The organism is Mariniluteicoccus endophyticus, assembly GCF_054780035.1.
Window position 1 is genome coordinate 46,035 of sequence record NZ_BAAGXC010000022.1, and the last position, 12,103, is coordinate 58,137.

The window sequence follows — 12,103 nt, forward strand, 5'->3', positions numbered from 1 at the left end:
TGGTGGAGACCCCCTCGCGCAAGAATGCCGGCGCCCACTACACCCCGCGTGCCCTGGCTGAGGAAGTGGTGCGGCACGCCTTGGAGCCCTTGATCTACCAGCCGGGTCCGCACCAGACCGCGGACCGCGCCTTGTGGCAGTTGAAGTCCCCGGAGGAGATCCTGGGCCTGAAGGTGGCCGACATCGCCTGCGGATCGGGGGCCTTCCTGGTGGCCGCGGCCCGGTACTTGGCTGACAAGCTGGTGGAGGCTTGGGCCGAGAGCGGCCGCGGCATCGGCACGCCGGAGCAGCAGCGACTCGACGCGCTGCGTCTGGTGGTGGCCAAATGCCTCTATGGGGTGGACATCAATGAGATGGCCATCGAGATGTGCAAGCTCTCCCTGTGGCTGGTCTCGTTGGACCCCAAGAAGCCGTTCAGTTTCGTGGACGATAAGCTCTTGGTGGGCAACTCGCTACTGGGCATCACTCATCTGGCGCAGCTGCGCGCCCTGCACATTGATCCGGGCAGGGCCCCGGACAGGCACTTGTTCGACCAGACGGCCTCCGGTTACGAGAGCGTGGTGGACATTGACGGGAGCGTGCGCAAGGCCATCAGGATCCGGCAGGATCTGGACAGCACCATCGACAATGATGACCCGATGCGTTCCCGCGCGGCGAAGGAAGACCAGTGGCGCCGCTACAACCGGGAGATCGCCAAGCTGCGCGATGTGGCCGACGGCGTCGTGGCCGCCGGTCTCCGGCTGGGAGGAAAGCCCGGTACGGCGCTGGACAATGCCTACGCCGCACTTCGCATGGCTGTGAACGATGCCTACGACCCCGAGGGCGCCGGTGATCGCACGGCGCTGGACCAGATCTTGGCCGACGGCCTCACCCCCGGCGTCACCACCGACTACGAACGCTGGCAGTGCCTGCACTGGCCGATTGCCTTTGCCGACGTCTTCACCGATGGCGGTTTCGACGCCGTGGTGGGAAACCCACCCTTCCTCGGCGGCAAGAAAATCTCTCCGGCAATGGGTGACACCTTCCGGCTGTGGATTACTAATGTTCTCGCTGGACGATCCGGCAACGGAGATCTGGTCGCCTACTTCTTCCTGCGAGCCCGAGACATCCTGAAGCCGACCGGAACCTTGGGACTGATCGCCACCAATACCGTGGCCCAGGGTGACACTCGGGAGGTGGGGCTGGACCAGCTGGTCGCCAGTGGCTTCACGATCACCCGCGCAATCCAGAGCCGGTCCTGGCCGGCGGCCAGCGCAAACCTGGAGTATGCCGCGGTCTGGGGCAACTTCGGAGACGTGAGCGCAGGAAGCGAGCGCATTGCCGATGACCTGCCCGTAGGTTCAATCTCCACCCTGCTGGAAGCCGAGGGGCGGATTTTGGGCCAACCGATCCGGCTACCTGAGAATGTGGGCTTGGCCTTCCAGGGATGCATCGTCCTCGGCAAGGGATTCGTCTTGGGGCCCGAGGAGGCCACCGCGTGGCTCGCGGAGAACCCGCGCAATGCCGAGGTGCTCTTCCCCTATCTCAATGGCGAAGACCTCAACTCGCGGCCAGATGCCTCCGCCAGCCGCTGGGTGATCGACTTCAATGAGATGCCCGAGGCGGATGCCCGTTCCTATCGGCTGCCATGGCGTCATGCCCGCGAGCACGTCTACCCGGAGCGCTCCACCAAGGACGTGAGGAAGTACCCGCGCATGGTGAATGAATGGTGGAAGTTCTGGAATGCACGCCCCGCGCTGCGGAGGGCCGTCGCGGACCTCGACGAGGTGCTGGTGATCGCTCGCGTCAGCAAGACGGTGATGCCACTGCGGGTCACTACCGGACAAGTGCTTAGTGAAGCCACGGTGGTCTTCGCCACGGACTCCTACGCCCAGCAGGCGGTGCTGTCGTCCTCGCTGCACCAAATCTGGGGCATCACGTACGGCTCCACCTTGGAGACCCGTGTGCGCTACACACCCTCCGATGTCTTCGAGACCTTCCCACGCCCGCAGGAGACCCCCGAGGTGGAAGCTATCGGCCACACCCTGGACACCCAGCGGCGCGAGATCATGCTGCGCCGCGAACTCGGGCTGACCAAGTTGTACAACCTGGTCAATGACGAAGAGGTGTCGGACGGTTTCGACCCGGATGTGGCCCGGCTGCGGCAGATCCACGTCGAGCTCGATCAAGCCGTGATGGCCGCCTACGGCTGGGACGACGTACCACTGGACCATGGCTTCCACACCTATCGCCAGATGACCCGCTGGACCGTGTCGCCCGCGGCCCGGGTGGAGATCCTGGACCGGTTGCTGGAGGAGAACCACCGTCGGGCCGCCGCGCAGGGCGACGCCCCGGTACCCACCCCCGATGACGAGGACGAGGAATGAGCACCCCACCGTTGGAGTACGAACTCACCGAAGCGCTGGACGGCACCTCGTGGGCGGTCCGGGAGAACCTGGCGGAGATCCTGCAGCGCGAGATCCACGGCCCGCTCTACGGCGACCACGAGGTGCTCTCCGTCTCACCGGATGTCGCGTATGTCGTGGGACGGATCGCCCCCAAGCGCATCCAGCGCACCATGGATGACCCGCAGACCGAGGGCGATTCTGACGAGGTGGGCGACGCCTCGGATGCCCGCACCTCCACCGGCGTCCCCGTGGCCAGCATCGACGACACCCCCGTCGATAGCGAAGAGGACGCCGCCGAGGACCAAGCGCCTCGGCGCGGATTGATGATCCCCGCCTCCATGGGGTTGCGTTGTCAAGTGCCGGTGGATCAGCCCAGCATCACCGTCCATGCCTCCTGGGGCGTCTACCACTCGCGTCAGGTGGAGACCGAGGAGGCCGGGCGTCGCAGGACGGAGTTCCACCGCACCCCGGTGGACCGCACCGTCACCATCCCGCTCGCCACCCTGCCCGACGGGCCCGCGCCCGGCTATCCCCTGGAGGGGGCCGCGGTGCTGCAGGTGGAGCTGCGCACCCACGGCTCGCAACGCCTGGTGGAACTCGCCCTGTGCAACGACACCGACACCCCCGCGCGTATCCCGGTCAATGCCTGGCTCTTCCAGACCAGGCTCTCCGTCGAGGCCGAGCAGGGCGCCGTCTTCCTCCCCGTCCGGGACCCGCTGACCGATCCGGTGCCGGACACCGGGGACCTGGAGAGCTCACGGCTGGAGCTGCAATACCGCAACCGGCTCGAGTTCGCGGCCGGGCGTACCTGCTCCGTGGACTGGCACGAAGTCGCCGGCACGCGCAGGGCAGACCGCGTCTGGACCACCTGGCTGCCCACCAGCGAGACCCCACAGGTGGAGGCTCTCACCAACCCGCTGGTTCTCACCGACATGGTGCGCCTGGCCGCCGCAGACCCCGACGAGCTACGCGCCGGCCTGACCCCCGTCGTCGACGACTACCGACGCTGGCTCGACGGTCAGCGCGCCCTTGCCGCCGAGCTGCCCGAACACCTGCGCCCAGTGGCCGAAGAGGCGATCGAGGACGCCGCCCACGTCGCCGACCGCCTGGAACGCAGCATCACCTTCCTGGTGAACGACGACACCGCCCGGCAGTGCTTCGCCTTCATGAACCGGGTGATGGCAGACCAGCGCATCCACAGCCAGGTGGCCGAGCTCCGCTCCCGCGAACCCGACCTGGGAATCGACGAGGCCGTCGCCAAGGTCAAGGCCGATGGGCCGAAGGCACACAGCTGGCGCCTGTTCCAGCTGGCCTTCGTCCTGCTGCAGATCCCCGCGATGTGCGACCCCGGCAACAGCTACCGCTCCAATCCGGACCTGGCACAGGTGGAACTGCTCTTCTTCCCCACCGGTGGTGGCAAGACCGAGGCCTACCTGGGCCTGGCGGCCTTCACCTTCGCCATCCGCCGCCGTCAGGGCATCCTGGACACCCCTGACGGCCGGCTCGACGGCACCGACGGTCTGGCCGTGCTGATGCGCTACACGCTGCGGCTGCTCACCGCGCAGCAGTTCCAACGCGCCTCCACCCTGATGTGCGCCGCCGAACTGGTCAGACGGGAGAACCCCCGGCTGTGGGGCGAGACCCCCTTCCGGATCGGCCTGTGGGTGGGCTCCAATGTCTCGCCCAAGACCGTCAAGGAAGCTGACGAACAGATCACCAGTGCCCACGACCAGCACCGCGACCACGGCCTCACGGTGCTGCAGATCAAGCGCTGCCCCTGGTGCGGAACGCCCCTGACCCGCAGCGATGTGAAGGCCAACCCCACCGCCGGCCGGGTGTATGTACGCTGCGCCAACGAGTTCGCCGAATGCCCCTTCTCCGAGGGCGGCGAGGTGACCGAGGGCCTGCCCGTGCTCACCGTCGACGAGGAGATCTACCGCCTCACCCCCGCCATGGTGATCGCGACCGTCGACAAGTTCGCCCGCCTGGCCCGGGAGGGCTCCGCCGCCTCGCTGTTCGGGCAGGTCTCGCAGCGCTGCAGCCGCCACGGCTACGTGCATCCCGACGATGCTGGCTGCACCGGCAGCGGCCACCGCGCCAACGACGGCCTGCCCGCCGCCACCGTCCGCCCCACCGGCCGGCTGCGCCCACCGGACCTGGTCATCCAGGACGAGTTGCACCTGATCACCGGTGCCCTGGGCACCACCGTCGGACTCTTCGAACTGGCCATCAACGAGCTCACCAGCTGGCGACTACCCGACGGGCGCCGCGCCCAACCACTGGTCGTGGCCTCGTCGGCGACCGTCCGCAACGCGAATGACCAGGTGCGCGGCCTCTACGGCCGCAAGGCCGAGATTTTCCCGCCCCAGGTGCTCGACGCCGCCGACACCTACTTCAGCAAGGAGGTGCCGATCAGCCGGGAACGCCCCGGACGCCGGTACCTGGGTGTTTGCGCCTCAGGCGTCCGGCTCACCGCCGCCGAAACTCGGATCGCCGAAGTCCTGATGGCCGGCGCTCAGCTCCTCTTCAACCGAGCCGGGGAGCCCGCGGATCCGTACATGACCCTGGTGGGCTACTTCAACGCCACTCGGGAACTCGCGGGTATGACCCGCCTCATCCACGACAACGTCGAGACCGCCCTGGTCAAGGGCCGGCACTGGTCAAAGCTCCCCCGCCGCTTCGGGACCGGGCACCAGCAGCTCAACGTCGAGGAGCTGACCAGCCGCATCAACAGCTCGGCCATCACCAACACCCTGGACCTGCTGGGCTTGCCCTTCGACCCGGACTACGACACCGCCACCGCTGGCACCGCGCGATCGGTGGCCGCCCGCGCCAACCAACCCGTGACCTACCGGCAGGGCCCGGCACCGCTCGACGCAGTGCTGGCCACCTCCATGCTGCAGGTGGGCGTCGACGTCACCCGGCTGGGCCTGATGCTGCTGGTGGGACAGCCCAAGAACACCGCCGAGTACATCCAGGCTTCCTCCCGCGTCGGACGTGACGCCCGTCGCCCCGGCCTCGTCGTCTCACTCGGCAACTGGGCGCGACCCCGAGACCTGGCGCACTTCGAGAGCTTCCGCCACTACCACGAGACCTTCTACTCACAGGTCGAGGCACTGTCGGTCACGCCGTACTCCACCACCTCGATCACCCGTGGCATCGATGGGGTGCTGGTGGCCGCAGCCCGGGTCAGCACCGCAGCCGACGGCGTCGACAGCCTCTCCCCGGAGCGCGGCGCGGACCGGGTGGAACAGGACTGGGAGCTGCTCGCCGAGCTGGCCGAACGGCTGGTCCAGCGCGCCACCCTCGCCTCCGGCGAGCAGGAGGGCGAACAGGTGCGACAGCGGCTGGCCGCGCGGCTGGCCGCGTGGCGCGCGCGCCGCGCCGACGTGGTCGCGCAGCAGAAACGATTGGCCTACGAGAAGACGCCCCGCACCGGCGGCTGGGACCCCCTGATGATGTCCGCAGAGCAGGCTGCCGAACGTCACCGTCTGTCCGGACCGCCCTTCGACGTGCCCAACTCGATGCGCGAGGTTCAGCCCGAGATCAATCTGTTGGTCTCACCAGACCCGGACCGGATCCTCCTGCACTCCCCACTGAACGCACCCGGATGGGTCTTCGCCCAGGAGGATGACGACTGAGATGAGCGACGACATCATCCGGGGTGACGTGCCCAACGACCCGCTGGGCGACGCAGACCGACTCGACGCACGCAATGCCCGGCGCAACTACGCCAAGGTGGGCTCCAGCCGACCCTCGTCCCTGATGTACACGTACGGGCCGGGCGCCATCATGGAGCTCCCCCACTTCACGATCATGGCCAGCGGCACCGGCGAATGGGAACGGGTCTACCAACGCGGTGTCGGCACCAGCTGGGGCATGCATGCACCGAAACTGCTGGACGCCGTGCGCGTACGGCTGGGAGCACAGGTGCAGGAGATCCGGCGCTTTCCTGTGCTGACCGATTCGAGTCCCTTCTCCGACGAGGGACGTCGGCTGGGTGTACCGGCCATCGTCTTCCCGCAGTGGTTGCGCTGCACCGGCTGCGATCGTCTGGCGCCGCTGTCGGTGTTCACCTACCGCAACACCAATCCCTATCGTCCGGACAAGGCCTCGTTCGCCCATCAGAACTGTCCCGGCCGCAAAGGACGCGGCGCCAGCCGCTGGGCGCCCACCGTGCCGGCGCGCTACCTGCTGGCCTGCACCGCTGGTCACCTGGACGAGTTCCCGTACGCAGAGTGGGTGCACCACGGCACCTCGTGCACGGATGTGCCCCATCTGAAGATGGCAGAAAGCACCGCTGGCCGGGGCGCCTCGGCCATCATCGAGTGCGCCTCGTGCGAGAGCAGGCGCCCCATGAACGAGGCGCAGGGAGCCGCAGGGCGGGCCAAGCTGCCACGGTGTCGCGGGCGCCACCCTCATCTGGATTCCTTTGCCGCAGCTGGATGCGATGCGGGCTTGAGTCTGCTCCTTATCGGTGCGTCGAACCTGTGGTTCCCCATCCAGGAGTCGGTGATCGTCATCCCGATGAATCAGGGTGAACGCCAGCAGGACCTGGCCGATCGGCTCAAGAACCTGATGGGACCACAGCTGGAGGGCAACCGCGACAACCTGGACCTGATCCGGCTCTTCGGCCAGACCGCAGGCATCGACCTGTCATCGCAGGACGACACACAGTTGCGCTCGGTGGTGGACCGAGCCCTGACGCCGGCTGATGCCGCTGCCTTCGAGGCGCGACGCCCCGACTGGTCTCCTGTCGAGCTGCTGCTGCCCGAATGGGACTACCTGCAGCAACCGGTGGGGGGATACCGGGCGGACGCCGCCAGTGGCCTTGAGCTGCGGACCCGGGAGCTGGGCGCGGGCCTTCCCCCCGAGATCGCCCAAGTGCTGGCCGTCGACTCGTTGCGCTCGGTCTCCGCGCTGCTCGGGTTCACACGCATCGACGAGCTGGACCGCGTCCTGGATGGCGATGCGCGCACGGTGGGGCTGACGACCCGACCTCCGCAGTGGGTGGTGGGCATGGAGAATCGCGGCGAGGGGATCTTCCTCAGGCTCGATGAGCAGGCGGTCGCAGCGTGGGAAGCCCGGGTGGAGCGGTCAGGTCTGTGGGCGGCCCACAACCAGGCGCACTTCGAGAACTTCCGGAACCGTCTGTCCGAAACGGCCACCCAGATGGATGCCGACTCACGCTTCGTGCCTCCCCGTTACTGGCTGCTGCACACGCTGAGCCACGTGCTGCTGCGGGAGATGGCCCTGTCATCCGGATACGGAGCCGCGTCCATCTCCGAACGCCTCTATGCCTGGCAGGCTGACGGTGACCGAACTCCGGCGGCTGGGCTCCTGCTGATGACGACCTCGTCGGACAGCGACGGAACCCTGGGCGGCCTCGTGCAACTCAGTGAACCGGACCGCTTGGAGCAGTTGGTCCGCACGGCCTTGAGGAAGGCAACCCGGTGCTCGTCGGACCCGATCTGCTCCCATCGCACGCCGCAACCGCCTGAGGACTTCCTCCACGGCGCCGCGTGCCACTGCTGCAGCATGGCGTCGGAGACCTCGTGCGAGAAGGCCAACCGCTTCCTGGACCGTCGCTTCCTCATTCCCCTGAGTGGTGACGACGAGAACCTGGCCTTCTTTCAGGCACCGTCATGACCGAGGACGCCGTGGTGTGCCTGGGGCGGCTGCTGACGGGCACCGAGGCCCGTCAGCTTGCCGCGCTGTACGCCGACGGTCAGAGCCTGGGGAGCTCACTGCGCGTGATCGGCACGTCCCGACGTGCCCAGGTTCGAGCCGCATTGGAAGAGGCCGGGGTGCTGCCCGGTGCGGAGGTGGAGCGATCCGTCGCAGTGCTCAAGGCCATCCAAGGGGCATCTTCCCGGGTGGCGGCTGCCTCACCGGTGTGGACGGCTCCCGGCTATGGCACCGGTTTCGGCGACGTCACCACCTCCATCCGGGACCTGGTGCTCACGGCCCGGGTGTCCGTGACCTGCTCCACCTTCAACTTCCAGCGCAGCTCCGGGCTGTGGGAGGCGTTGGCCACCGTGTGCGCGCGGGAGTACGTGGACGTTCGTGTCTATCTGGATGCCAGGGCCGCCAGCAGGCCGGGGTGGCGCGACTCCCCCACAGCGAGCGACATTGCGCGTCAGTTGCCGGGGGCCAAGGTCTTCCAGACCGGCTCCTTCGACGGGCACCCCGTGACGAATCATGCCAAGTTCATCGCCGTCGACCACAGGGTGTTGGTGGTCACCAGCGCCAACTTCTCCCGCAGCGCGGAGGAATTCAACGTCGAATTGGGTCTCGAGGTGGAGGACACGGCCCTGACGGGCACCGTCGAGGCCCAGATGCGCCGACTGGAAGGCAGCGTGCTGCACCGGGTGCGATGACCCGCCCAGCAGGCCTTCGAACACCCAGAGATTGGGATTATCCCAATTTCGCGTAGTCTGGATCCATGAGCAGCATCGCAGAGCGCGTCCGTGACTCCATTCCCGCCGGCATGAACCAGCAGATGCTGGCCAGCCAGGTGGAGATGACCCCCGACGCCTTCTCCCGGGCACTCAACGGCAAGCGTCATTTCTCGGCACTGGAACTGGGAGACCTCGCCCGCGTGCTCGATCTGAACCTGAATTGGTTGATCACCGGCGAACGCGACCCCTTCGAGGTCACCCTCGCCGCCCGTCACCGATGGGATGGCAGTCAGCAGCACTCCACCCAGACAGACATGGACTTCATCGCCATGGTGCGCAAGGTCTATGAGGCTGCTTCCGACGGAGACGACCTGGGTGCCGGAGTGGTTGACCTTCCCGAAGACCCCGCGACCGTGCGCGCCCTGCTCCCAGCTGGAGACATCACCACGCTGGGTGAACGGATCCAGGCAGGACTCGGCATCGACGTCATTCGAGATCCCAACCTGCACACCGACTACTCCGTGCACATCGGCCTCCGCCCCGTCATCCTGCTGAAGGCCATCCCCCAATGGTTCAGGGTCAACTGGTCCCTCGTCCACGAACTGGGACACATCGCCCTGGGACACCGCACAGATCGCCCGGACCGGACGACGGAGTGGCCGGCCAACCAGTTCGCCGCCGAGTTCCTGCTTCCCGAGCGACTCATGCGGGCCACCCGATGGGACACCATGAGCTCGCGAGATCTCGCTCTGTTCCTGTGGAAGCAGGGCGTGTCCACCGAGGCCCTGCGCAAGCGCTTGGACACGCTGCAGCTGCAACCCTCCGCTGTCGTCGACTCCAACCTCAATCGAGGCACCGTGACCGTACTGCGTCGGCACCTCGAAGCGTTCAGCGACGCGCCATTCTCCGAGCCCATCGAACAGCGAGAGAGCCAGACCAGCAGCCGCCGATTCCCCGCACGGTTGATCACAGCACTCGCCCAGCGCGTCGAGGCCGGTCTCGCAGATCCCCTGCTGCTCGCCTGGGTGCGAGGTGTCGGCGTGGACGAGCTTGAGGAACAGTGGCCCGAGGACAATGCGCCGCCCAGTCCCTCCGACCTCGATGTCGACGAGTGGTTCGACCTGTTGGAGGCACCGTGACCGCTTCGCCGTGGGCCGTGATCCGAGACAAGAAGTCTCTGAGGGGCTACACCCGCCAGCTCCAGACCTTCACGACCACCGACGATCCCCCGCGTCTGAAGAACAATCGCAGGCTCCCCCACCCCATGCGCTGGGAATGGGAAGCACAGCGCCACGTCCGATGTCTGGTGCAGCAATATCAGGCAGGTGACGTGGTGCTGCTCCATCTCGGCACCGAGGAAGAGATCTGGGGAGTCGTCCATATCCGGATCAAGTCCAGCGGGGCCCGCATGACGGTCAACTTCGAAGTGATGGCCGTGGCGAAACCCATGCGTGGATCCACGCCGCCCCACGTCGGCGATGACCTGTATGCCCACGCACTGCTGGTGCTGGACGACATCATTCCCTCCGGAACCGAGGACGTCCTCCTCGTGGCCATGGTCCATGTGGAGAACCGGGCCAGCGAGCGGTTGCTCAAGCGTCACGGATTCGAGCCCGCGCATGCCCCACGCACGGATGCTGACTATGGGCCGTGGCATAGGCCATGGCGCACCGCGGCCAAGCGACCGTAGAGCGACCGACGACCGAGGCGAAGCCGCGCGTGGCGACCGGTCAGGCCCGCACCGCGTCGGCGAACCAGCGGGTGAGCGTCGTCGGATGGGTGATGGCGGTCCCGACGCAAACGGCGTACGCGCCGGCGGCGATGGCGCGCCGGGCATCGTCGGGGGTGTGCAGCCGCCCCTCCACCACGACGGGGCGCTCGGCGAAGGCCAGCATCTCAGCGAGCAGCTCCAGGTCGGGCCCCTCGGTCTTCGGCCGCTCGCCGGTATAGCCGGCCAGCGTCGTGCCGAGGATGTCCGCCCCCGCAGCCTGCGCGGCGCGGGCGTCGTCGACGCTGCCGCAGTCGGCCATCACGAGCACATTGGGGTGAGACTCCCGCAGCCCCGCGACCGTGTCGGCGAACCTACGCCCGTCGGGGCGGGGGCGCCGGGTCGCGTCGACGGCCACGACCTCGCAGCCGGTGTCGGCGACGGCGCGGGCGTGGTCGAGGGTCGGCGTGATGTAGACGCCCTCGTCGCCGTCCTTCCACAGCCCGACCAGCGGCACGTCGACCACGGCGCGGATGGCTCGCAGGTCGTCGATCCCCTGCGCCCGGATCGCCACCGCGCCGCCGTCCACGCAGGCCTGAGCGATGCGCGCCATCGTCTCGGGGTGACGCATCGGCTCGCCCGGGTAGGCCTGCACGGAGACGACCAGGCCGCCGCGTACGGCGTCGAGCACGCTCATCGCCAGCCCGCCACGATGCCCTTGACCGCCTGGCGGGCAGGCTCGTCCAACGTCTTCACGGGGTGGGCCATCTCGGCCCGTGCGATCATCCCCAGCTCCACCATGGCCTGCTTGAACGCGCCGACGCCGGCCGCGTCGCCGGAGCGACCGACCGAGGTGAAGACGATCTCGAACAGGTCGTTGAGCTTCTCCTGCTCGGCGCGGGCGGCCTCCCAGTCACCAGCGCACGCCGCGTCCCACAGCCGCACGTAGCCGGCCGGGTCGACGTTGGCCAGGCCCGGCACGATGCCGTCGGCACCGGCCAGCAGCACACCGTCGCAGAAGACCTCGTGGCCCGAGAAGAGCTTGAGCGGATGGCCCGCGGCCTCGTTGAGGCGGATCATCCGGCGGAAGCCGACGTCGTCGCCCGACGAGTCCTTGAGGCCTGCGATCACTCCCTCGCGGCCCAGCTCGACGACCAGCGGCGCCGGCAGCTTGCAGTGCACGCGCACAGGCACGTCGTACGCGTACACCGGCAGGTCGACCCCGTCGCGGATCCGGCGGAAGTGGTCGACGATCTCCTGGAGGTCGTTGATGGCATAGAACGGGCCGGTGCACACGATGCCGGCGAGGCCCAGCCCTGACAGGCTTCGGGCCTGGTCGACGACCCGCGCCGCGGTGAGGTCGATGCACCCGGCCAGGACGGGCACCCGGCCGTCGACCGCCGCCAGCGTCGTGTCGATGATCCGCGCGCGGTCCGCGTCGGTGAAGTACGCCACCTCCGAGGTGGACCCCAGCGCGAACAGGCCGTGGACGCCGGCGGCGACGAGCCGCTCGACGTGGGTGGCAAGCGCGGCGTGGTCGACGGCACCGTCGGCGGTGAGGGGGGTGACGACCGGGGGCACGATCCCGTGCAGGTCGAAGGTCATGG

8 protein-coding genes are annotated in these 12,103 nt (G+C 68.0%); 6 read left to right on the top strand and 2 right to left on the bottom strand.

The window, feature by feature from the left end:
* The first annotated feature begins 2 nt into the window (after positions 1 to 2).
* From ACYVGD_RS11525 to ACYVGD_RS11550, 6 genes are all read left to right on the top strand, one after another.
* Entirely contained in the window at positions 3 to 2,366 is a 2,364-nt protein-coding gene (locus ACYVGD_RS11525) for an Eco57I restriction-modification methylase domain-containing protein (RefSeq protein ID WP_460743787.1), read from the top strand.
* Positions 2,363 to 6,028, top strand: a complete 3,666-nt coding sequence (gene drmA, locus ACYVGD_RS11530; RefSeq protein ID WP_460743789.1) for a DISARM system helicase DrmA — start codon at positions 2,363 to 2,365, stop codon at positions 6,026 to 6,028. Before ACYVGD_RS11525 ends, drmA begins: the two co-directional genes overlap by 4 nt.
* 1 nt (position 6,029) lies before the next feature.
* Positions 6,030 to 8,036, top strand: coding sequence for a DrmB family protein (drmB, locus tag ACYVGD_RS11535; RefSeq protein ID WP_460743790.1), 2,007 nt, complete (start codon positions 6,030 to 6,032; stop codon positions 8,034 to 8,036).
* Positions 8,033 to 8,767, top strand: coding sequence for a DISARM system phospholipase D-like protein DrmC (gene drmC / locus ACYVGD_RS11540; RefSeq protein ID WP_460743791.1), 735 nt, complete (start codon positions 8,033 to 8,035; stop codon positions 8,765 to 8,767). Before drmB ends, drmC begins: the two co-directional genes overlap by 4 nt.
* 65 nt (positions 8,768 to 8,832) lie before the next feature.
* A complete protein-coding gene (locus ACYVGD_RS11545; RefSeq protein ID WP_460743792.1) occupies positions 8,833 to 9,927 on the top strand; it encodes a helix-turn-helix domain-containing protein in 1,095 nt (364 codons plus the stop codon).
* Positions 9,924 to 10,478: a hypothetical protein gene (locus ACYVGD_RS11550; RefSeq protein ID WP_460743793.1), complete on the top strand. Its 555-nt coding sequence runs from the start codon at positions 9,924 to 9,926 to the stop codon at positions 10,476 to 10,478. Before ACYVGD_RS11545 ends, ACYVGD_RS11550 begins: the two co-directional genes overlap by 4 nt.
* A gap of 40 nt (positions 10,479 to 10,518) precedes the next feature.
* On the opposite strand, the gene ACYVGD_RS11555 is transcribed toward ACYVGD_RS11550, so the two are convergent.
* Both ACYVGD_RS11555 and ACYVGD_RS11560 read right to left on the bottom strand, forming a co-directional pair.
* Positions 10,519 to 11,193: an N-acetylmannosamine-6-phosphate 2-epimerase gene (locus ACYVGD_RS11555; RefSeq protein WP_460743794.1), complete on the bottom strand. Its 675-nt coding sequence runs from the start codon at positions 11,191 to 11,193 to the stop codon at positions 10,519 to 10,521.
* On the bottom strand, positions 11,190 to 12,101 hold the full coding sequence (locus ACYVGD_RS11560; RefSeq protein ID WP_460743795.1) for a dihydrodipicolinate synthase family protein: 912 nt from the start codon (positions 12,099 to 12,101) through the stop codon (positions 11,190 to 11,192). The genes ACYVGD_RS11555 and ACYVGD_RS11560 overlap by 4 nt, the downstream gene beginning before the upstream one ends.
* Positions 12,102 to 12,103 lie beyond the last annotated feature (2 nt).